Raw genomic sequence first — 24,015 nt, forward strand, 5'->3', positions numbered from 1 at the left:
AATTTCTATAGTGATAGGGTATCATTTGCTTAAAAATAATTATAGACGCCATTTTCTGAAGCGCTTACATAATACCTTATTTCTTAAAAATTATCAGATTACAGCTATCTCCTGTTATAGTTATAAAATAAGGTGTTTTATTAATTTTTTTTATTATTTTTATTTTGAAATCAAAATAAATTCTAAAGATATCAAGATTATAAGCAACGAGATTAGCATCTGAAAAATAAGCTTTTACTTTTCTATCATTAGCATAATAAGCATAAGGAATTCTTGATAAGCCAGCACCATAACCTTTATTACTAATCATATCTACAAAATTAGATAAAATAAGTATATCTCCAACATCTATATTTTCGGAGTCTAAAACTAGAGTTAAGTCACCAATTTTGTTTTTACTTATAATACTAATATCATTAATATCCACAAATTTTTTGAGTGATAAGTCATATATTTTCATAATAATTATATCTACATACCTATGTATGTTCCTCCAAAGACTTATTTATATATAATATATTTAATAAATATAATTTATGAATGAATTATAAAATCGCATTGAAAACTGTAAGTATATGTAATTATTGTAGCTTTTAGAGGAGGTAGACAAGATTAAGAGTTAAGTTTTAATTTTGTAACCCAAATAAAAAAATTAAATGATGTAAAAAATAGATAAAGTACTTATAAGGTAATTAAAGAGGAAAACAGAAGTTTGAATATAAAGAAAATTGTAGATAAGGTAAATTTTTCTAGGAAGTGAGAATAATATAAATCAAGGAATATTAGACGAGAGATTTAAAAATTAAATAATATATAAACGAATTCTTAAGATAGCTTGATTCAAGCTGAGAGAGGAGGCATAAAAGTGACAGTATTTATAAATGAAAAGGAATTAAGTGATAAATTAATTAAATATAGACGTGAATTACATGAAAATCCTGAATTATCTATGGAGGAGTATGGAACTACTAAACGTATTCGTCGGTGGCTAAAGGATGAAGATATAGAAATATTAGATTTGCCTTTAGCAACAGGAGTTGTTGCAGAAATAAAGGGGGATTATCCAGGCCCAATTATTGCTTTAAGAAGTGATATTGATGCACTGCCAATTTTAGAAACAACAGGTTTACAATTTTCATCTAAAAATTTGGGTGTAATGCATGCTTGTGGGCATGATTTCCATACCGCATCAATTTTAGGAGCAGCTATTATTATAAAAAATCGTAAAGCAGAATTACATGGAACTGTCAGAATTATATTTCAGCCGGCAGAAGAAAATGCAAAAGGTGCTAATATAATTATTAAATCAGGAGCACTTGATAATGTGGAAGCTATATTTGGAATGCATAACAAACCAGATCTTCCAGTAGGTACAATAGGAATAAGATCAGGTCCACTTATGGCAAGTGTAGATAGATTTGAGATAGATGTGATTGGAGTAGGTGGACACGCTGGAATACCTGAAAAAACTATTGACCCTATCATAGTAGCAAGTCAAATCGTTTCTGGATTACAAACAGTAGTAAACCGTAACTTAAGTCCGTTTAGTAATGTTGTTATCAGTATAACTCGTTTTCAAGCAGGTAATACTTGGAACGTAATACCGGAAAGAGCAGAGCTTGAAGGTACAGTAAGGACATTTCAAGATGATATTCGCCAAATTATTCCAAAATTAATGAAACGAAATGTAGAAGGAATAGCATCAGCCTTTGGAGCAAAGATAGATTTTAGATGGTATTCTTATTTACCTATTGTTAATAATTCAGAGAAGTTTATAAAAGTAGCTACTGAAGCAGCAACAGAATTAGGATATAATGCTGTATTAGCAAATCAAAGCACTGGAGGTGAGGATTTTGCATTATATCAAAATAAAGTTCCAGGATTTTTTGTTTGGATGGGAGTTGGAGGAGAGAAAGATTGGCATCATCCTTCTTATAATTTAAATGAGGATTCATTAATTATTGCTGCTAATTACTTTTCTAACTTAGCAATTAAGGTACTATTAGGCTATTTGTATTAAGTTATATTTAAAAAAGGCTTTTGAATTATATAATTTAAAAGTCTTTTTTATCTGCGTCAAAATATTAAAAGATATCTAAGGTGTTAAAAAAACGTTAAGAAAATTATGTCTAAATATAATGAAATAATAATACTAAAATATAATATTAAACCTAAAATTTATACGTTTAGAGTTATTATAGAGAAGAATTAAATCATTTTATGTATTAAATTAGGGGGAGTAGTATGGAATATATTTTAGGATTGATAATATTAATTATGATATTTCTAGGTTACAGGGTTATGAAAAAAATTGATGATTTCTTGGAATTACCAACTACTTTTCCAAAAGAAAAGAAATATGTGGATTATGGAGGAGTTATACTTGTTTATGGAAAATCAGATTTTGCAGATGGGATTTTAAATATTCTTGAAGAAAATGGTGAGCCATATGTGCACATTAATGATGTAGGCATAATAAATTTTGAAGAATCTTATATATGTTTTTTAGCAGTAGATAGTGATGATTATAAAAATCTCATAATGAGCAGAAATATAGAAATAGGGTCTAATATTAGTAATCAAGTGCTCTTATGTAATGATTTACTTTATCAAAATATATTTTATAGAAATAATGTACCATTTGTTTATGTTAACGATGGTCCAGAAAAAATGATTATGCTTGCTAAGCAAAGAATTAAGGTGACAAAAAATGATTAAAAAATGGATTAACAATTTAAGTTATACACGTATTATTGCATTCAGCTTTCTTTTAGTTATAGTAGTAGGAAGTATTTTTTTATGTTTTCCTTTTTCATCACGAAATAGAGAATGGACTCCATTTATAGATGCATTATTTACTGCAACAAGTGCAACAGGGGTTACTGGTCTTATTGTATATGATACATTTACTTATTGGTCTATATTTGGACAAATAGTTATACTACTTATGATACAAATTGGTGGTATTGGATTAATGACTATAATTAGTATGTTTGCTATTTTTGCTAAAAAGAAAATTGGACTTCATGAAAGAATGATATTAATGCAATCATCAGGAAATATGCGCATTAGTGGTATTGTAAAGCTAGTAAAATGCATTATTATGGGAACAGTTATCTTTGAAGGAGCTGGAGCAGTTATACTTGCAAGTAAGTTTATTCCTAAAATGGGGTTTTGGGAAGGACTTTACAATGGTATATTTCATTCTATATCTGCTTTTTGTAATGCGGGATTTGATCTTATGGGAAAATACGAAGAATTTTCTTCTTTTACAGGTTATGAAACAGACATGATTGTAAGCATTACAATAGTGATGTTAATTATAATAGGTGGAATTGGTTTTTTAGTATGGGATGATATACTAAAAAATAAACATTATTTTAGAGAGTATTCACTCCATTCTAAAATAGTAATTGTAACAACAGTAGTATTAATTACCCTAGGAACTGTAGGATATTATTTGTTTGAAGCAAGTACTAATTTAAGAGAATTAACAATACCTCAGAAGATTATTTCTTCATTATTTATGTCAGTTACAACAAGAACAGCTGGATTTAATTCAATGGATCTTACTACATTATCAGAATCAGGAAGTATTTTAACTATGATACTAATGTTTATTGGTGGAAGCCCTGGATCAACTGCTGGTGGTATAAAAACAACAACATTAGCAATAGTAATAATTGCAGCATTTTCAATGTCAAAAGGGAGAAATGATGTAACTGTATTCAAGAAGCAAGTTGAAGAAAGCCTTATAAAACAAGCTGCTGTCATAACATATGTTTATTTAGCAGGAGTATTAACTGCAACAATGATTATATGCTTTGTAGAAAAAATAAGTGCTTCTACTGTAATGTTTGAAGTAATATCTGCAGCAGCAACAGTAGGACTTTCAAAAGGAATAACACCGTCTCTCGGAGTTTTTTCAAAAATAATATTAATAGTGCTTATGTATGGTGGAAGAATAGGTGGGTTATCATTGTTATTAGTATTTGGAGAAAAAAAGAAGGAAGCTCCATTAAAAAGGCCGCTTGAAAAGGTAATGATAGGTTAATTATATATTTACATATAGATAATGAAATGGAGGATAAAATGAAATCAATACTTGTAATTGGAATGGGAATTTTAGGAAAACATCTTGCAAGTAAAATGCAGGAACTTGGAAATGATGTAATGATTGTTGATAAAAGTGATGAAGTAATTCAAGAATTATCACCAATATTTAAGGACTCCTTTGTTGGAGATTGTACAAAGGAAGGTGTATTGCGATCCTTAGGAGTTAATAATTTTGATTACTGCTTTGTAGCAATTGGTGAAGATTTTTATGCTTCTTTAGAAATTACATCAATATTAAAAGAACTTGGAGCAAAATTTGTTGTATCAAAAGCTAAGAGAGAGCGTCAAACTGAGTTTTTAAAAAAGGTAGGAGCTGATGAGGTTTTTTATCCTGAAAAGGAAATTGCAGAAAAACTTGCAGTAAGATATAATGCTACAAATATCTTTGACTATATAGAACTTACTTCTGAATACTGCATATTAGAAATACCAATAGCACCTAATTGGCTTGGAAAAACTATCGAAAATATTAATGTAAGAGCTACATATAAGGTTAACATTATTGCAATAAAGAATAAAAGTTCATTAAATCCAGCACCAGGTGGAAAATATGTGTTTAAAGAAGATGACCATATAGTAGTAATGGGGCTTTCTACTGATGTATTTAGACTTTCTTCGAAAACAGAATAAAGTAATAAAAGGTTGCTGCACAAATTAAAATATTCTAGATGATGAATAGAAGTATAATTGTGCAACAACCTTTTTATTTTTTATCTATGAATCTATAGCCTATTCCAATTTCAGTAAGTATAAAGCGCGGATGGGAAGTATCATTTTCAATTTTACGGCGTAAACTTGCCATGCAAACACGTATGCTCTTGGAATCACCACTTTCTGAATATCCCCATACTTCCTTCATAATCTGCCTGTGAGTAACAACCTTTCCACAATTAGAAACTAGTAAAAAAAGCAATTTGTATTCAAGTGGTGTAAGGTGAATTTCCTTTTGACCAAGAAATATTCGTCTTCTTTCGGTATCAACTGTAAGATCATCAAAATGGTAAATACTTTCTGGTTGAATAAAATTCTCTCTAACAATGAAACGTTCCATTACACGAACTCTAGCAAGAAGTTCACCCATAGAAAAAGGTTTTGTAACGTAATCATTAGCGCCAGCATCAAGGGCTGAAATTTTATCATTATCAAATTCTCTAGCAGAAACAACAAGTATAGGTATTTGGGAAACATTTCGTATTTCTTTAATAATCTCATTACCATCCATATCTGGAAGACCAAGGTCAAGCATTATGATATCTGGTGATTGTGTACAAAACGCAAGAATACCATCCTTTCCTGTAGGAGCAGATATTACTTGGTAACCTTTTGCCTTCAAAGCCATAGACATAAAATTAGTAATTTTGGAATCATCTTCTATAATTAAAATAGATTTAGTTTCAATCATATTATAATAAAACTCCTTTCGAAAACTTAAAAATTATTTCTATTCTTTTTCATAAGGTAAAGTAATCTTAAAAGTAGAACCACCATATTCATTATTTGATGCTAAGATAGAACCTTGGTGAGCTATTACGATTGCTTTACATATTGAAAGTCCAAGTCCCACTCCTCTTCCTTTATCAGCAACATGGGTTGGCATGGTTATAAAACCATTGAAAATATCATTAAGTATAGCAGGATCAATACCATAACCGTTATCTGATACTTGAAATACCATAAGTGAATTTTCAGGATAAGCACTAAGCATAATTTGTGAATTATCTCCAGAATGCTTAAAAGCATTATCAATTAGATTTATAATTACTTGCACAAAAAGTTTACCATCAACATTAACAAGAAAAATATCATCAGGTATAGAAATGGAAAGTCTCGTTAAGTCATAAAAGGATGGAAGACGAGAAACAGCCTGATTAATAAGATCATCAACGGATTCATAATTAGTGTTAATGGTAAATTTCCCATCAGTCATTCGTGTCATATCTAATATATTTTGAACAGTCATAATAAGCCATGAAGATTCTTCATTTATATCTGATGCAAGTTTTTGAATTTCTATATTAGTTAGTGAATTAATATGCTCCATAATAACGTTACTTGCTCCCATTATTCCTGTTAAGGGGGTGCGTATATCGTGAGAAATACTTCTTAAAAGAGTGCTTTTTAGATGCTCACTTTCCATATCAAGTTTAATTTTTTGGCGCTCAAGATAAATATACTCACGATCAAGAATAAGAGCCATTTGATAAACTATTGTATTTATTATTTTACTAGTATCTTCTGTAAAAGGCTCACAAGATCGAAATATAATAGTTCCAATCTGATTTGAAACTCCTTTTATAGGCATTTCATAATCAAAGGAATTGTTAAAATCAGATAGACTATTTGGTGTGTGAAAAAAGTCTTTACAACCTTCAAATTTATTGGAATCAAGTTTAATAACACAAGAAAGCCCAGTTTTTTCATAGATGCATTTTAGTGCATTATTAACAATATTTTCAGTACCTGCAAGATTTAAAAAACTTTCTGTGATTTCATACATAAACTGTGCAGTACGTTCATTCTGCTTTGCTATTTTAGTCTGGTGTTGAAATTTTGATGACATAATGCCGCATATAAGTGCAGCTATTAGAAAAAATATAATTAAAAGAATATCTTGTTTATTACTTATTGCAAGAGAATATAATGGCTCTGTGAAAAAAAAATTAAACAAATAAACACTAATTATTGCACTAAGGAATCCATAGATATATCCTCTTGTAGCAACAGTAGAAATAAGAACTCCTATTAAGAAAATCATAAGAAGATTCTCTTTATGTACTCCCCAATAGTTTAAAAGTAAAGAAGAAGAAGTTGCTATAGTACATATAATAAATACAATCATTATACAAAATATATGGTAATGAAGGTTTTTTATTTGTATAGCTCTATACATATGTCTGCCTCCTTTTCTAATAAAGAAAATTATAACATAAGAATTTTCATTTTTGATAAGAGAAGAATAACTTTAGCACAAATTTAACACCACTTATGATAAATTAAAAATTGTAACAACTTTTTATACATTAAAATATACACTATTATAACTCCTAAACAATATACTCGTAAATGATATGAAATAAAAATTAAAAATAAAGTATATTAAAAATTTAAAAAATATGTTGTATTTAAACGAAAAAAATGATATATTTTATAAAAATACTTTTAATTTAGTTCTGAGAGACTAAGAAGGGGGATAATCATATGAAAAAAGTATCAGAAAATGAAGTTTTAATGGTTGATGTCAACGAAAAAGTTCCAATGGGGAAGGCGATTCCATTAAGCATACAACATCTATTTGCAATGTTTGGAGCATCTATTTTAGTTCCTATCTTATTTAACATTGATCCAACAACTGTATTATTCTTTAATGGAATAGGCACATTGCTTTATGCCTTTATAACAAAAAGAGGGATACCAGCTTATTTAGGATCAAGTTTTGCTTTTCTAGCACCAACGTTTTTATTATTTAGTGAAGGTTATAATTTTCAAACTGTACAAAGTGGCTTTGTAGTTTCAGGTCTTGTTTTTTCAATAGTAGCAATTATTGTAGGTTATACAGGGACAGGTTGGATTAACAAATTATTTCCACCGGCAGCAATGGGGGCGATAGTTACTATAATAGGACTAGAGCTTGCTAGTACTGCAGCTGATATGGCAGGATTTCCAGTTGGAGGATCAAATTCACCAGAACTTAATACAACTTGGGTTATAGTTTCAATGATTACACTTATAACAGTTATATTAAGTAATGTATTATTAAGAGGATTTTTAAAAGTAATACCTATTTTAATAGGAGTTATTGTTGGTTATATAACAGCTTGCTTTATGGGGCTAGTAGATTTTAATGCTATAAATAATGCAACATTCTTTACAATACCACAAATAAAAATAGCTAAATTCGACATGACAGCTATACTAACTATACTTCCAGCTACATTTGTAGTAATAGCAGAACATATAGGACACTTAAAGGTTACTAGCAGCATAGTAGGTAAAGATTTATCAGAAAATCCAGGACTTCATAGATCATTATTAGGCGATGGATTATCAACTGTAATCTCAGGCATGTTTGGTTCAGTGCCAACTACCACTTATGGCGAAAATATAGGAGTTATGGCCTTAACAAAAGTATATAGTGTATATGTAATATGTGGTGCAGGAATAATTTCAATAATATTGGGATTTTCAGGTAAGCTTTCAGCTATAATAAGTACTATTCCAACTCCAGTAGTAGGTGGTGTAAGTTTATTATTATTTGGAACTATAGCAACATCCGGACTTAGAACCTTTATAGAAGAAAAAATAGATTTTTCAAAATCAAGAAATTTAATTCTTACATCAATCATATTTATGGTAGGATTAAGTGGTATAAAATTAACTATAGGAGTTGTAGAGTTAAAAGGAATGGGACTAGCGACTGTAGTAGGAATTGCTTTAAATTTAGCATTTATAATATTTGATAAATTAGGAATTATGAACGAAGAAGCATAATTAATAGTTATTTATAATAGTAAAAAGTTTATTCTAAAAATGAATATATAAAATTATATAAACTTTTATTATAGAAAAGCATGTTAATTTTTATTAATTAACATGCTTTTTAACGTTTTAGTTAGATTTGTTAGTGAATAGATGTAATTAGCCAAATTATGTAGTAAAATAAAACTAGTATTGGTAAAAATTTATTAAGAAATAGAAGGCGATAATATGAAAATTAAAGGTATTTTATTTACAATACTGTCAGCAATAATATTTGGTTTTACACCTGCTCTAGCAAACATAACATATAAATTAGGGAATAATTCTTTATCTATGACCTTTTTTAGAAATTTACTTGCTATTCCGATTTTATTTTTTATATTAAAACACAAAAAAATTTCTTTAAGAACTGAAAAGAAAGAAGTAAAGAATATATTTATTCTTAGTTTAATAGGCGTTGCTTTAACTACAGCCTTATTATATAGTTCTTACTCATATATTGGAGTAGGAGCAGCTACAACATTGCATTTTATGTATCCAATTTTTGTAGCAGTAACATGCAAATTATTTTTTAAAGAAAGTTTAGGTAAAAGTAAGGTTTTAGCTTTGATAATTTCATTACTTGGTGTATTACTTTTTATGGATATGAAAAATGGTAGTAATATATTAGGAGCATTAATGGCTTTAATATCAGGAATAACTTATGCTTTTTATATAGTATATCTTGAAAAGCAAGAGTTAGTAAAAATAAATCCCTATAAATTATCTTTTTATATAGTTTCTTTTACTTCCGTTGAAATGATAATAGGTAATATTTTGGGTAGATATATAAGATTTAATCTTTCTTTAAAAGTTTATGTTCTAATGATAATTATCTCATTATTAACATCAGTAGTAGCTATTATACTATTTCAGTTAGGTGTATCAATTATAGGGGCTACGTCTGCTGCAATATTCTCCTTATTTGAACCAATAACTAGTATAATTAGTGGATTATTATTATTTAATGAAACTCTAAGCATAAAAAAGGTTTTAGGATGTATAGTTATTTTTATAGCAGTTAGTTATTTGGCATTAGAATCAAAATTAAAAGATCAGAACAATAATGAAATAAATAGCGAATATTTAGACGTATAAAATATATCTTGTGTATTATATTTTTTCTTTAAAAAAGAGAGAAGGATATCATATGAGATAATAATGTATAAATTTATATTAAAACACTTAAAAGTGGAATATTAAGATCTATTAAATTTAATAGATGAGTGTACGAATAAAGAGAAAATAATTGAATATTAAACTATATAGATTTAATTTTTATAAAACTTATTGTTGACAATAAATAGAAATGATAATAAAATAACAATATAAAATTGAATAAATCTTCAGGGCAGGGTGAAATTCCCTACCGGCGGTAAAGCCCGCGAGCTATTTTAGCATGATTCGGTGAAACTCCGAGGCCGACAGTAAAGTCTGGATGGAAGAAGATAATGTATTTAAGTGATTTTTATTTATAATTACTTTTGTTTGTTATACTGTTATATTAGCTCTGAAATATTTTTATATTTCAGAGTTTTTTAATAATATTTTTTATGCAAAATAAAAAGTTTTTATTTATATTGATTATTTATGTTATTGTGTTTTAATGCTCTGGGGATAGATTTACTCAGAGCATTTTTGCTTTATAAATAAAGAGAAGGAGTTAAAAGATGGATGAAAAGTACATGCAATTAGCTATTGAATTAGCTAAGAAAGGAAAAGGTAAGGTTAACCCTAATCCATTAGTTGGAGCTGTTATTGTAAAAAATGGGAAAATAATAGGGCAAGGATATCATAGAAATTATGGTGGAAATCATGCTGAAATAGAAGCCATAAATAATTCAAGTGAAAGTGTTGAGGACTCAACTATATATGTAACATTAGAGCCTTGCTTTCATTATGGTAAAACGCCTCCTTGTGTAGATAAATTAATTTCTTCCAAAGTTTCTAGAGTTGTAATAGGAAGTTTAGATCCGAATCCATTAGTTTCTGGGCAAAGTATTAGAAAATTAAAACACGCTAAAATTGAAGTTAAGATTGGAGTACTAGAAAAAAAATGTTTAAAGCTAAATGAAGTTTTTATTAAATATATAAAAACTAAAAAACCTTATGTTGTTTTAAAATCTGCTATTTCTTTAGATGGAAAGATAGCAACTAGAACTGGAGAATCTAAATGGATAACTGGAGAATTATCAAGATTAAAAGTGCACGGACTAAGAAATGAGTTAAGTGGAATTATGGTTGGAATAAATACAGTACTTATGGATGATCCAACTTTAACTTGTAATATTAAAGGTCGAAGAAATCCTATAAGAATTATAGTTGATAGTAATCTTAAAATTCCAATAGATTCTAAAATATTAAAAACCTCAAGCAATTATAAAACAATAATAGCAACTACAGAAAAATCAGATATAAATAAAAGGAATATAATAATAAATCTTGGAGCTAAGGTGTTAATAACAAAATCATTAAATAATAAAGTAGATCTAAATGATTTAATGTTAAAACTAGGAGAAATTGAAATAGATAGCATTCTTTTAGAAGGCGGGGGAGAATTGAATTACTCTGCACTAAAAGCTGGAATAGTCGATAAAGTGATGATATTTGTTGCTCCTAAAATAATAGGTGGAATAGATTCTAAAACTTGTATTGAGGGAGAGGGAATAGACTTATTGAGTAAAGCTTATAAAGTTACTGATTTAAAAGCTAAACTTCTAGATGAAGATATATTACTAACTGGATATATAGGGGGGTGATAATTTGTTTACAGGGATAGTTGAAGAAATAGGTGTTATAAGAGAAATTAAAAAAGGACTTAAATATTGCCAAATAAAAGTACAGGCTAATAAGGCATTAGAAAATACAAATATAGGCGATAGCATTTCTGTAAATGGTGTTTGTTTAACAGTAACAAGTATAATGTCTACTGAGTTTACAGCTGATATTGTTTTAGAATCTTTAAAAAGAAGTAATTTAGGAAGTCTTAAAATAGGATCTAAAGTAAATTTAGAAAGAGCACTAAGTGCAAATGGTAGATTTGGAGGTCATATTGTAAGTGGGCATATTGATTGTATAGGAGAAATAACATCTATAGCTAAAGATGAAGTGGCTACACTCATAGCTGTTAAACCTTTATCTTCTGTTATTAAATATATAGTTGAAAAAGGTTCGGTCGCTATTGATGGAATAAGCCTAACAGTGGCATATGTAGACAATGAAAAGTTTTTACTTTCCATAATACCCCATACAATTAGTGAAACTACTTTAATGGAGAAAAAAGTTGGAAACTTTGTAAACATCGAATGTGACATTGTAGGTAAATATATAGAAAGCTTTATAAGCTTTAATGATAAAGAGATAAAAAAAGAATTTAAAATAAATGAAAATTTCTTGAAAGATAATGGATTCATGTAGGAGGATAATTTCAATGTATAAATTTAATTCAATAAAAGAAGCAATTAATGATATTAAAGAAGGTAAAATAATTATTGTAATTGATGATGAAGGAAGAGAAAATGAAGGCGATTTTTTAATGGCAGCAGAAAAGGTTACTGGTGAATCTATAAATTTTATGGCTACATATGGAAAAGGGTTAATATGTATGCCAATAAAAAGAGATATTGCGGATGAATTAAATATAGAAGGCATGGTTAGCGTAAATACAGATAATCATGAAACAGCCTTTACAGTTTCTGTAGATCATATAGATACTACTACTGGAATTTCTGCTCATGAAAGAGCATTAACAATAAAAAAGTTATTAGATGAAAATAGTATTGCTAATGATTTTAGAAGACCAGGACATATGTTTCCATTAATAGCTAAAGACAATGGTGTTTTAGAAAGACGTGGACATACTGAAGCGGCTGTCGATTTAGCAAGACTAGCTGGGTTAAAAGAGGCTGGTGTAATTTGTGAAATAATAAAAGATGATGGAACTATGGCTAGAACAAATGATTTAATTAAATTTGCAAAGGAACATAATTTGAAGCTTATAACAATTGACGATTTAGTTAAATATAGACAAAAAGAAGAACTACTAATTAAAACTGAAGCAGAAATTAAAATGCCAACTAAATATGGTAATTTTAAAATGTATGGATTTACTGAAAAAGTCTCTGGTAAAGAGCATGTGGCTTTAGTACTTGGAGATATTGAAAATGTTAACTCCATACTAGTTAGAGTACATTCCGAATGTTTAACCGGTGATATATTTGGATCAAAAAGATGTGATTGTGGTGAACAATTAGATTTCGCGTTAAAAAGTATAAAAGAAGAAGGTATTGGAATTTTATTATATATGAAACAAGAAGGAAGAGGTATTGGCTTAATAAATAAGCTTAAAGCATATAAGCTTCAAGAAGAAGGATATGATACTGTAGAGGCTAATTTAAAACTTGGGTTTCACCCAGATTTAAGAAGCTATGATATTGCAGCTTCTATATTAAAGTCTTTGAAAGTAAATAATATAAAGCTTATTACTAATAACCCTAAAAAAGTTGAAGGATTAGAAAGTTATGGAATAAAGGTATCAGAAATAGTTCCAGTAATAATAAGACCAAATGCTGAGAATAATTTTTACTTAAAAACTAAAAAAGAAAAAATGAATCATATTTTATAATAATAACTTTGGAGGTATAAAAAATGAAAGTATTTGAAGGAAACTTAGTTGGAAAAGATTTGAGTATTGGAATAGTAGCAGGAAGATTTAATGATTTTATTGTTTCTAAGTTAGTAGATGGAGCATTAGATGGATTAAAAAGACATGGTGTTAATGAAAATGATATTGAACTGTCTTTAGTGCCAGGTGCATTTGAAATCCCTTTAATAGCAAAGAAGATGGCAAATAGTAAAAAATATGATGCGATTATTTGTCTAGGAGCAGTTATAAAAGGATCAACACCGCACTTTGACTATGTATGTGCTGAAGTATCAAAAGGAGTTGCATCAGTTTCATTAGATAGTGAAATACCTGTTATATTTGGAGTTTTAACTACTGATTCTATTGAGCAAGCTATTGAAAGAGCAGGAACGAAAGCAGGAAATAAGGGGTATGATGCCGCTATGTCCGCAATTGAAATGGCAAATTTATTAAGATCAATATGAATTTAACCTATTGAAAGCTATCCTAAATAACATTAAAATTATAGTAAGTTTAGTTTGTTTTAAGGAGGACGTTTTGGATAAAAAATTAATAGAAAAGATAATTGGTAAAAAGAGTTATGTTAATTTAAACGATGAAATATATTCTTTAAGAGAAATAACAGGTATTATGAGACAAAACATTCAGAATAACATAACTTTTACAGATGATTTTATTACTAAAATTAATGTTAAAGCTTTAAAATCTAAAATAATAATAGATGAGATAGTTAATGGTATTGAAAATGATTCTTTTATTCCAGGATATGCTAATAGTAAAAGTTATTTATTGAATTACCTAAGAAATTTCAAGAGTAGTCTAGAAGGAATTATTAAGTTTACTAATCCTTTTAATTATGATGAATTACTCAAATATACAAATAGTCTTATAGACTTAATATTGCTATTTTGATAATATAAAAATACTTATAATTGAAAATATTATACCTTCTTTTCTTATTAGGCTATCTTATAAGAAAAGAAGGTATTTATTTAAATGATATCTTCAAGGTCTATTATTTCCTGATTTCCAGTATCCATATTTTTGATATTTATAGTCTTATTTATTTCTTCATCTTCACCTAGAAGAATAACATTTGGAATCCCCATTTTGTTAGCATAATTCAATTTTTTCTTTAATTTATCATCTTCAAAATATATTTCTACAGACTTTTTTAGTTGAGACAGTCTTGTATATACTTGGCTACAGTATTTCAACGTATCTCCAATTGGAATAATTAAATACTCAACCTTAGATGGAAGTTTATAATTTTCAATAAATCCTATCTCTTTTAAAACAAAAAATAATCTTGTTAAACCAATTGAAATACCAACTCCGGGCAATATATTAGTAGTGTAATTTTCTGATAAGTTATCATATCTGCCACCAGAGCAAATGGATCCATATTGTTCATTATTAGTTAGCAAAGTTTCAAATACTGTTCCTGTATAATAATCTAAGCCTCTTATGATTTTTAAATTTATTATATACTCACTATCATCTACTCCAAGTATTTCTAAAGTAGTAATAACTTCTTTAAGCTCATTCAAACCCATGATAAATTTTTCATCTTGTATACTTAATGAATTTAATTCTTCTAAAACTTTGTTCTTAGAGCCATTTATACTTATAACTTTGTTTATCATATTTGCTTGTTCTTCATTTACTAATTTATTTAGCTCCTCCTCAAAGGATAATTTCCCAATCTTATCATATTTATCTATTAATATCATAACATCAGTAGGATTTTCTATATTTAATGACTTTAATAAAGCAGATAATATTTTTCTATTACTTATTTGAAATTTATAATTTTTTAATCCTATCGATTGAAAGGCTTTTGATGCTAAATTAATAACTAATGCATCATTTTTTACGCTTAATTTATCTTTGCCTATAATATCAACATCACATTGATAAAATTCTCTATATCGACCCCTTTGATTTCGTTCTCCTCTATAAACCTTACCTATTTGATATCTTTTAAATGGAAATGTTAACTCATTAAAATATTGAGATGTATATCTAGCAAAAGGAACTGTTAAGTCAAATCTTAATGCTAAGTTATTAGATCCTTTTTGGAATGCATAAACTTGCTTTTCTGTCTCTCCAGCACTTTTAGCAAGTAAAACTTCAGCTTTTTCTATAATTGGAGTATCTATAGGTAAACATCCATTCTCTTCATATACTTTTGTAATTTTTTCTACCATATCATTGAATTTTCTTTGTTCTATAGGTAATAATTCCATAAATCCTGGTAAGATACTTGGTTTAATTTTATAGTTGTCCATTTTTAATTTCTCCTTTTATATTTTAAAAATAAGAATTCAAGATTATTATTAGTACATATTTAATCCTAAATCAAAAAGCCATGCAGGCAAATATCCCACATGACTTACAAAAATATGATTGCATTAGCATATCATAGCCTAGAGATACAAGCCCACTTAAAATAGACCTGCACTCTTTTTACAAGAACAAGTCTCTCTAGCAATGATGATGTATTAATTTATATAAATTCTTCAATGCCTTCATATTATTTCCTCCTAAATTTATTATACTAATTATAAACTATTTTGAATTTCCCTTCAACAAAATTTATTAATTAATAAAAGCTTGAAGGTATTAATAATGAGTATTAAAATTAATTTGTTATAAAAAATATAAATTACATATGATGTGAGGGTTAAAATGAAAATACGAAAGCCAGATTATTTTGATAAATTTGAATGTATAGCTGATAAATGTGAAGATACTTGTTGTGCAGGATGGGGAATAGTTATAGATGAGGAAAGTTATAAAAATTATTTATCTGTACAAGGTAAGTTTGGAGAAGAATTAAGAAGTAAAATAGTTAATGAAGATAATGAAAATATATTTGTTTTAAAAGGTGATAGATGTTCCTTTTTAAATGAAGACAATTTATGTGATATATATAGTAACCTAGGGGGGGATAGTCTTTGCTATACATGTAGACAATACCCTCGCTATTTAGAAGAATTCGGTAATCTTCGTGAAATGGGAATATCTTTGTCTTGCCCTGAAGCTGCAAGAATAATATTAAGATCATCAAAAAGAGTAATATTTGAATTAAGTGAAAATGATGAAGAAGTTAATAATTATAATGATATAAATCCAACTCTGTATATAAGTCTTATGCAATGCAGAAAAGTAGTGTTTGATATACTGCAAAATAGAAGTTTAGATTTAAATATTAGATGTTCTTTAGCCCTTATTTTTGCAAATGAAATTCAAGAAAAAATAGATTTAAATGATATAAAATCTATTAAAAATATAAAAGATAAGTATTTAGCTGAAGAATTTATTGAAAAAATTATTAAAAATCTTCAGAATTATAAAGGAAAAGAATATAAAAAATATAATAATATGAAAGAAATACTTAATGTATTTAAAGATTTAAAACATATAAAGCCTAATGATATTTTGGGAATAGAAGATGCACTAAGATATTTTTGGCAAAGTGATACTGATAAAGAGATTTACCTAAGTTTTCATGAAAAGTTTGATGAACATTACAAGGAGAAAAACTACCACTTTGAACAAATTTTAGTTTATTATATTTTTAGATATTTTATGAAATCTGTTTTTGATTATGATGTTTTAGCTAAAATAAAATTTGCAGTAATAAGTTATATTATGATAAAAGAATTAGCAGTAGTAAGATTTTTAGAAAATAGAGAATTTAAAGAAGAAGATATGGTAGATATAGCACATACTTATTCAAAGGACATAGAGCATTTAGAAGAAAATATAGAAAATTTGGAAATGGTATTTGAAACCAATAAGGTGTTTAATATCGAAAACTTACTAACTGTAATGTTAAACTTATAAAAAAACAGAAAAGTAAATTTGCAATTAATTATACTATTTTTAATAAATTTTATTCTTATACTAAATATATTGGTTGTAGTAGGTAAATTGTGGTATATTTATAGATAAATATATAAATAACTATTAAGTTACTTTTAGTTTTACATTTTACATTACTCTTGAGAGAATATAATAATAAAAAGGTATTATGGGGGATAAAATGATTAATAAGATGAATAAAGCTATTGATTTGTTTAAATCTAAAGCTATGATTAAATTTAAACAACGAGTATTCAATGGAGAAAAATATAATATAAAGTACGTATTAAATATTGCTTCTGGTTCAGATGATCTAATAATTATTTTTACAGCATGCACTAAAATAGGGCAGCCTGCAAGATACAACTATGTAAGAACTTTAGATAATTATAAATGCAATAAGCTTTTTATTTTAGATGATTTTGGATTTGATAATAGAGGTGCATATTATTTAGGTAAAAATAAAGATTTTGCTATTCAAAATGATGTTAATTTGTTAATAAATCAAGTAATCCAGAAATTAAATATAAAGAGAAGTATATTTATAGGCTCTAGTAAGGGGGGATATGCAGCAATGTATTTTGGTATAGGTATAAAAGATAGTATTATTATAAGTGGAGCTCCTCAGTATATGCTAGGTGATTATTTAAATTTACCAGGACACCAAAATATATTAAATTATATAATGGGAGATTCAGAAGAATCTTCAGTTGAATATTTGAATAGAGTTATGAAAATAAAAATAGATGAAAATAGAAATAATAATAACTCAGTATATCTTCATTATTCTATAAATGAAGAAACTTATGATAGTGACATAAAACATTTAGTTTATCAGTTAGATAACTTAGGAATTAATACAATTAAAGATATTAAGGAATATATGAATCATTCAGAGTTAACAAAATTCTTTCCGGCATTTATAAGAGAAACTTTGGATAAGCAATTATAATGAATATAGTAGAAAAAAGAAGTGTACTATACTGGTAATAAGAAAAATCCTTTATAATTTAAGTATTTATATAATTGCTAATTTATATTAATTGAATTAAGGAGAACTGTTATGGATTTAAAAGAAAAAATAATAGAAGTAAAGAGTTATTTAAGTCAGTATGAAAAATTAAATCAAGCACTTAGCTTAATCTATTGGGATATGAGAACTAATATGCCAAGTAAAGCAGGAGAATCAAGGTCAGAGGTTTTAGAGTATTTGTCTGGTGAAAGCTTTAAAATGATTACCAGCCCTAAGATTGGAGAATTTATAAAAGACTTATCACAGAATAAAAGTGAAATGAATCTTCAAGAAAGAAGAATGTTAGAGGAGCTTGAAAGAAATTATAATGAAACCAAAAAAATACCAAAGGATAGATATGTAGCCTTTGTTGGTGTTTGTAGCAATTCAGAATTAGCTTGGGAAAGAGCTAAAAAAGAAAATGATTTTGAAATATTTAAACCTCATTTAGAAAAAGTAGTTGAATTTCAAAAGGAATTTATTAATTATTGGGGATATAAAATAGATAAGTATGATACACTTTTAGATAAATATGAATTAGGACTTACCACTAACAAATTAGATAAGATATTTTCAGAGCTAAAAGATGGAATAATCGAAATTTTAAATAATTTAAAATCAAGCAAGAAAACTATAAAACGTGACTTTTTATTTGGAAATTTTGACACAAAAAAGCAGAAGGATTTATCTTTATTAATTTTGGAAAAAATAGGATTTGATTTGAGTGCTGGGAGATTAGATGAAAGCATCCATCCATTTACAACAAACTTTGGTAATAAGGATGTAAGATTAACTACTAATTATCATGAAGATGAGTTTACTTCAGCTTTGTTTAGTACTATTCATGAAGGTGGACATGGTATTTATGAACAAAATATAAGTGATAATTTAGAAAATACAGGTCTTCAAACAGGATCTTCTATGGCAATACATGAATCTCAGTCAAGATTTTATGAAAATATATTAGGCAGAAGTAAAGAGTTTTGTTCATATTTGCTACCTATAGCTAAAAAATATTTTGAAGATTTCAAAGCTGTTACTTTAGACGAATTCTATGAAGCGATGAACTATGTTGAGACTTCATTAATTAGGACAGAAGCAGATGAATTAACTTATGGACTTCATATTATAATAAGATATGAAATTGAAAAAGAATTAATTAATGGAAAAATAACAGTAGATGATCTTAAAGGTTTATGGAATAAAAAGTATAAAGAATATTTAGGTGTTGAGCCTAAGAATGATAGTGAAGGAGTACTTCAAGATACTCACTGGTCAGATGGATCCTTTGGATATTTTCCAAGTTATGCTTTGGGTAATTTATATGGAGCGCAAATTTTCCATAAACTTTTAGAGGAGAAACCAGAAGTAATGGATGAAGTGAAAAATGGAAATTTAACTGAAATAACTAACTGGTTGAAAGAAAAAGTACATGTACATGGTGCAGTATATACTCCAAATGAACTTATAGAGAATATAACAGGGGAAGATCTTAATCCAAAATATTTTATAGATTATTTGAAAAACAAATATTATAAAATATATAATATAAAATAGGATTTCATATTATAATAAATAAACTGATGGCTAAAGATAATAATACATCATTAGCCATTAGTTTATTTATACTATACAGTTTCTAGATATGTATTATTATTTTTTTCAATATCATAAACAAATAGTTTCCATTATCTCATTCTTGCATTTTAAAGTAACTTACCTAAAAATTTAAGAATTATTATTTAATTTATCTTGCTTTTTGAATACTTTCAATTAGGTTTCTATCAATAAATTTTAAAACCTCACCATTACTTACTTAAAAAAGTAAGTAAATATTATCTGAATTATTAAATTTTCTTAGCATTAATTCCTAGCTTCCATGAATGAAAATAACGTAAAATGTAATTGGATTATTATATTATCTCATAACTAGATATATAAGTTAAATAAAGTTTAAATTTATTTTCTGGGAAATAATGTAAAATCATTAGTTTATTTTCTTATATATAATTATACATAAATAAAAGAAAATTAAAATTAATATTCATGTAGGTTTTTATATGTTTTCAGTTTATAAAAAATACTTAGGTCTTAAATGTAGCAATTCTATTGAATGATTTATGAAAAGATTCTATTATACAGATAAAGGAGGGGATATTTTATGAAAGAAAAAAGTTTAAAAGCTCATGAAAATTGGAAAGGAAAAATAGAAGTTATAAGTAGATGTCCTGTAAATAACAATGAAGATTTGACAATAGCATACACTCCCGGGGTATCATATCCTTGTTTAGAAATTGAAAAGGATAAAGATGCTTCATATAAATATACAAGGAGATCTAATTTAGTTGGAGTAATTACTGATGGAAGCGCTGTATTAGGACTTGGAAATATTGGGCCACTAGCAGCAATGCCAGTTATGGAAGGAAAATGTGTATTATTTAAAGAATTTGCAGGTGTTGATGCATTTCCTATTTGTATAAGTGATAATGATGTTGATGTTTTGGTAAATACAATAAAACTTATAGAAGGAAGTTTTGGAGCGATAAATTTAGAGGATATAAGTGCACCTCGTTGTTTTGAAATTGAAGAAAGATTAAATGAAATTTGTGATATACCTGTTTTTCATGATGACCAGCATGGTACTGCCATTGCTGTATTAGCTGCACTTCTAAATGCTATGAAGGTAGTAAGAAAAGATTATAATATGAAGATTATAGTAAATGGAGCAGGAGCTGCAGGGATAGCTATAGCTAATTTAATATACGATGCAGGCTTTAAGAATATTGTAATTTGTGATAGATATGGTATAATCACAAGTAATAATGCAAGTAATAAATATCAAATGGAATGCGCTGTAAAATTTAACAGAAATAAGGATGGATCTCTTGAAGATGCATTAGTAGAAGCGGATGTATTTATAGGAGTTAGTGCTGGAAATATTTTAACAAAGGAAATAGTAATGTCAATGAATGCTGATTCTATAATATTTGCACTAGCAAATCCAATTCCAGAAATAATGCCTGAGGTAGCTAAGGAAGCAAATGTAAAGGTTATTGCTACAGGAAGAAGTGATTATCCTAATCAAATAAATAATCTGTTGGTATTTCCAGGAATAATAAAGGGAGCTTTAAAGGCACGTATTAATAAAATAACTACAAAGATGCAATTAGAAGTTGCTAAAGGAATTGCTAATTGTATAAAAGAAAATGAATTAAATAGTGAAAATATAATTCCAAGTGTATTTGATAAAAGAATCGTTGATTTAGTTTGTGATGTAATTTGTAGTTTTAAAGAATAGGAGTTATTATGGAGAATTTAGCTAAATTATTTAATAAATTAACTAATAGTGAACAAAAGGTATTTACATATATTTATGCTAATCAACAAAAAGTAATAAAAATGAAAATAAATGATTTAGCTAAAGAAACATTTACTTCGAAAACTGTAATTATTAATTTAGCACAAAAGCTAGGGTTTGAAGGCTTTTCAGATTTAAAATATTATTTAAAATCAAATAATAATGGTGAAGATGACATAAAGGTTTTAGAAGATTTGCAATATGGATTAAAACAAAATATTGAAAAAACTTTTGTGGTAATAGAAGCTGATTTGTATAAAAAGGTTTCTAGAGAAGTTATGGAAGCTAAAACTGTTTATGTTTTTGCAAGAGGTACAAGCAAAGCAGCCGGATATTATTTAAATCATCTTTTATTAACCTTAGGAATTAAGTGTATATTTGTTAAAGATTACAACCTATTAACTCTAGTTGGAAATACATTAGAAAGTGATGAATTAGTTATTTTAATTTCATTATCTGGAAATACAGAAAAGATACTGGAGGTAGCTAATATATCTAAAGTTAAAGGTTGCAAAACAATAGGGATTACTTCCTTTGGGAATAATGAATTATCTAAGATAAGTGATTATACTCTTCATTGTGTATCTAGTGATACAGAAACAAAATTTAATGATAGCATATCTAGAATTGGTATGTTTATAGTAATTGAAATGTTAGTAAATTCTATTAAAGAGTTTACTAATAGATAGCTCGCAAAATTGCGAGCTATTTTTTTAGAGAATTATAAGATTTGCTATTTAGATAATTTTTAAGACCTAGGTCATTTCTTATGACCTTAGACTTCACAAAAGAAAAGAGTATCACTTAGACTTATTGAAAGATTTGTTTATACCGATTACAATGAAAATGAAAAGAGCGCTCTTTAAAGAAAAGGTATTCATAAATATATAATTTAATAAATGGAGGAAGGCGAAATGTCAAAAGAATTTAGTCAAAAAATTCAACAGTTTGGTAGAACCTTATTACTACCAATTGCAGTTATGGCTCCAGTAGGAATGATATTAGGTATAACAGGAGCTCTTGTTCAGTCTTATATGATAGCAAGATTCCCATTCCTAGGTAATGAAGTTCTAAATACAATTTTAGTTAATATCAGAACTATAGCAGGTGCTGTCTTTGACAATATTCCACTAATGTTTGCAATGGGTGTTGCTTATGGAATGTCAAAAAAAGATAAGGGAATTTCAGTATTTGCATCAGTTATAGGATATATAATCTTAATAATATCTATGAATGTATGGTTAACTGTAACTGGAAAGTTAGCAGCTCCTGAAGTAATGAGTCAATTTGGACAAATAAAGGTATTAGGAATACAAACCATGAATGTAAACGCTTTGGGAGGTATAGTAACAGGTTTAATTGCAGCTTGGGCAACAGATAAATTTTATAAACTTGAATTACCAATTGCTTTTGCATTTTTCTCTGGTAAAAAATCAGTTCCAATAATAACAATGGGAATTATGACTGTAATCGGACTAACAATACCATTCATATGGGAGGCTTTAGTTGCTTTACTTACTAAATTGTCAGTAGTTTTTTTAAGCCCAGTAGGACCATTCTTTACAGCAGCAGGTGAAAGGCTATTTATTCCTTTTGGATTACATCATCTTTGGAATGCTCTATTTAGATTTACTGAAGCTGGTGGTTCATATGTTATAAATGGAGAAACTTTTGTAGGGGTTGTTCCAACCTTAAATGAAGTTTTATTTAATCAAGGACCAACTAGTGAATATTGGAGTATGATGCCATCATTAACAAGATTTATGGCTCAACAACAAATGTTATGTACTTTATTTGCTTTCCCTGCTATAGGACTTGCAATGTACAAAACAGCATATAAAGAAAATAAAAAGTTAGTTAAATCTTTAATGATTACTTGTATATTAACAGCACTTTTAGGTAATGTTACAGAACCACTAGAATTTTCATTTGTATTTATTGCACCATTATTATATGTAGCTTATGCATGTATAATAGGCGTTGGAGCAGTAGTATTATCATTAGCTAATGTAGCAATTGGATATATAAGAGGTACAATTTTCGATTTTGCAATATTTGGATTACTTTATGAAAATACTCATTGGATTAGCTTTATATTGATAGGATTAATTTTAGCAGTTGTAGTTTATTTTGTATTCAAATGGGCAATATTAAAATTTGATTTAAAAACCCCAGGAAGAGAAGATTCTCCATCAGCAGACAATACTCTTATAAAAGAAAAGAGATATGATGAAATAGCTAAGATAGTTATAAAAGCCTTAGGTGGAAAATCAAATATAAAAAATGTAGATAATTGCATAACTCGTTTGAGAATAGATTTAGGTGAAGTTAATATAGTAGATCAAAAACTTTTAGAGACATCAGGATGTACAGGAATATTCTTCCCAGCATCTAAACATATTCATATTGTTTATGGACCTTTAGTAGAGTTTGTTAGAAATGCAGTAGATGACGAATTAAACAATATGTAGTTATAAATTTACTAAAACATTAATATAA

At 27.5% G+C, this 24,015-nt stretch carries 21 protein-coding genes and 1 riboswitch; of the genes, 17 read left to right on the top strand and 4 right to left on the bottom strand.

Annotated features, from left to right (window positions below):
- Positions 1-76 precede the first annotated feature (76 nt).
- Positions 77-460 carry a hypothetical protein gene (locus ABDZ60_RS12175; protein ID WP_343778396.1) on the bottom strand — a complete coding sequence of 128 codons (384 nt, stop codon included), beginning with the start codon at positions 458-460 and terminating at the stop codon, positions 77-79.
- A gap of 405 nt (positions 461-865) precedes the next feature.
- On the opposite strand from ABDZ60_RS12175, the gene ABDZ60_RS12180 reads away from it, so the two are divergent.
- The 4 genes from ABDZ60_RS12180 (at position 866) to ABDZ60_RS12195 (ending at position 4,746) form a co-directional block, all read left to right on the top strand.
- Entirely contained in the window at positions 866-2,020 is a 1,155-nt protein-coding gene (locus tag ABDZ60_RS12180) for a M20 peptidase aminoacylase family protein (RefSeq protein ID WP_343778398.1), read from the top strand.
- A 224-nt stretch (positions 2,021-2,244) separates the two neighbouring features.
- Positions 2,245-2,718, top strand: a complete 474-nt coding sequence (locus ABDZ60_RS12185) for a hypothetical protein (protein ID WP_016207634.1) — start codon at positions 2,245-2,247, stop codon at positions 2,716-2,718.
- A complete protein-coding gene (locus ABDZ60_RS12190; RefSeq protein WP_343778400.1) occupies positions 2,711-4,054 on the top strand; it encodes a TrkH family potassium uptake protein in 1,344 nt (447 codons plus the stop codon). Before ABDZ60_RS12185 ends, ABDZ60_RS12190 begins: the two co-directional genes overlap by 8 nt.
- A 38-nt stretch (positions 4,055-4,092) precedes the next feature.
- The gene (locus tag ABDZ60_RS12195; protein WP_047001403.1) at positions 4,093-4,746 is read left to right on the top strand and encodes a potassium channel family protein; all 654 of its coding nucleotides are present in this window, start codon (positions 4,093-4,095) and stop codon (positions 4,744-4,746) included.
- Between the two features lie 73 nt (positions 4,747-4,819).
- Here the strand turns inward: ABDZ60_RS12195 and ABDZ60_RS12200 are convergent, their stop codons facing one another.
- Both ABDZ60_RS12200 and ABDZ60_RS12205 read right to left on the bottom strand, forming a co-directional pair.
- Complete coding sequence (locus tag ABDZ60_RS12200; protein ID WP_047001402.1) at positions 4,820-5,518, bottom strand: response regulator; 699 nt, start codon at positions 5,516-5,518, stop codon at positions 4,820-4,822.
- Between the two features lie 39 nt (positions 5,519-5,557).
- Positions 5,558-7,006, bottom strand: coding sequence for a sensor histidine kinase (locus tag ABDZ60_RS12205; RefSeq protein WP_343778403.1), 1,449 nt, complete (start codon positions 7,004-7,006; stop codon positions 5,558-5,560).
- A gap of 308 nt (positions 7,007-7,314) precedes the next feature.
- On the opposite strand from ABDZ60_RS12205, the gene uraA reads away from it, so the two are divergent.
- The 7 genes from uraA to ABDZ60_RS12240 all read left to right on the top strand — a co-directional run bounded on the left by uraA (position 7,315) and on the right by ABDZ60_RS12240 (position 14,188).
- A complete protein-coding gene (gene uraA / locus ABDZ60_RS12210; RefSeq protein ID WP_016207639.1) occupies positions 7,315-8,604 on the top strand; it encodes a uracil permease in 1,290 nt (429 codons plus the stop codon).
- A 216-nt stretch (positions 8,605-8,820) separates the two neighbouring features.
- Positions 8,821-9,729 carry a DMT family transporter gene (locus tag ABDZ60_RS12215; RefSeq protein WP_016207640.1) on the top strand — a complete coding sequence of 303 codons (909 nt, stop codon included), beginning with the start codon at positions 8,821-8,823 and terminating at the stop codon, positions 9,727-9,729.
- Positions 9,730-9,969: 240 nt separating this feature from the next.
- A riboswitch (FMN riboswitch) is annotated at positions 9,970-10,085 on the top strand.
- Positions 10,086-10,301: 216 nt separating this feature from the next.
- On the top strand, positions 10,302-11,390 hold the full coding sequence (gene ribD, locus ABDZ60_RS12220) for a bifunctional diaminohydroxyphosphoribosylaminopyrimidine deaminase/5-amino-6-(5-phosphoribosylamino)uracil reductase RibD (RefSeq protein ID WP_343778406.1): 1,089 nt from the start codon (positions 10,302-10,304) through the stop codon (positions 11,388-11,390).
- A 4-nt stretch (positions 11,391-11,394) separates the two neighbouring features.
- A complete protein-coding gene (ribE, locus tag ABDZ60_RS12225; RefSeq protein ID WP_343778408.1) occupies positions 11,395-12,048 on the top strand; it encodes a riboflavin synthase in 654 nt (217 codons plus the stop codon).
- A gap of 13 nt (positions 12,049-12,061) precedes the next feature.
- A complete protein-coding gene (locus ABDZ60_RS12230) occupies positions 12,062-13,255 on the top strand; it encodes a bifunctional 3,4-dihydroxy-2-butanone-4-phosphate synthase/GTP cyclohydrolase II (protein ID WP_343778409.1) in 1,194 nt (397 codons plus the stop codon).
- A gap of 23 nt (positions 13,256-13,278) precedes the next feature.
- The gene (ribH, locus tag ABDZ60_RS12235; RefSeq protein ID WP_047001399.1) at positions 13,279-13,740 is read left to right on the top strand and encodes a 6,7-dimethyl-8-ribityllumazine synthase; all 462 of its coding nucleotides are present in this window, start codon (positions 13,279-13,281) and stop codon (positions 13,738-13,740) included.
- A 73-nt stretch (positions 13,741-13,813) separates the two neighbouring features.
- Positions 13,814-14,188, top strand: coding sequence for a hypothetical protein (locus tag ABDZ60_RS12240; RefSeq protein ID WP_343778411.1), 375 nt, complete (start codon positions 13,814-13,816; stop codon positions 14,186-14,188).
- An 80-nt stretch (positions 14,189-14,268) separates the two neighbouring features.
- Here the strand turns inward: ABDZ60_RS12240 and hisS are convergent, their stop codons facing one another.
- The gene (gene hisS / locus ABDZ60_RS12245) at positions 14,269-15,567 is read right to left on the bottom strand and encodes a histidine--tRNA ligase (protein WP_343778413.1); all 1,299 of its coding nucleotides are present in this window, start codon (positions 15,565-15,567) and stop codon (positions 14,269-14,271) included.
- 400 nt (positions 15,568-15,967) lie between these two features.
- Between hisS and fliB the strand changes: the two genes are divergently transcribed.
- From fliB to ABDZ60_RS12275, 6 genes are all read left to right on the top strand, one after another.
- Positions 15,968-17,128 (top strand): flagellin lysine-N-methylase, encoded by a 1,161-nt coding sequence (fliB, locus tag ABDZ60_RS12250; RefSeq protein WP_343778415.1) that lies wholly within the window; start codon positions 15,968-15,970, stop codon positions 17,126-17,128.
- A gap of 199 nt (positions 17,129-17,327) precedes the next feature.
- Entirely contained in the window at positions 17,328-18,098 is a 771-nt protein-coding gene (locus ABDZ60_RS12255; RefSeq protein ID WP_343778417.1) for a hypothetical protein, read from the top strand.
- Positions 18,099-18,209: 111 nt separating this feature from the next.
- On the top strand, positions 18,210-19,715 hold the full coding sequence (locus tag ABDZ60_RS12260; RefSeq protein ID WP_016207648.1) for a carboxypeptidase M32: 1,506 nt from the start codon (positions 18,210-18,212) through the stop codon (positions 19,713-19,715).
- Between the two features lie 604 nt (positions 19,716-20,319).
- Positions 20,320-21,456, top strand: coding sequence for an NAD(P)-dependent malic enzyme (locus tag ABDZ60_RS12265; protein WP_016207649.1), 1,137 nt, complete (start codon positions 20,320-20,322; stop codon positions 21,454-21,456).
- A gap of 8 nt (positions 21,457-21,464) precedes the next feature.
- A complete protein-coding gene (locus tag ABDZ60_RS12270) occupies positions 21,465-22,205 on the top strand; it encodes a MurR/RpiR family transcriptional regulator (RefSeq protein ID WP_016207650.1) in 741 nt (246 codons plus the stop codon).
- Positions 22,206-22,430: 225 nt separating this feature from the next.
- Positions 22,431-23,987: a PTS transporter subunit EIIC gene (locus ABDZ60_RS12275; RefSeq protein WP_016207651.1), complete on the top strand. Its 1,557-nt coding sequence runs from the start codon at positions 22,431-22,433 to the stop codon at positions 23,985-23,987.
- Positions 23,988-24,015: the final 28 nt, after the last annotated feature.

Origin of the sequence: Clostridium sartagoforme (assembly GCF_039521405.1) — a bacterium.
GTDB lineage: Bacteria > Bacillota > Clostridia > Clostridiales > Clostridiaceae > Clostridium > Clostridium sartagoforme.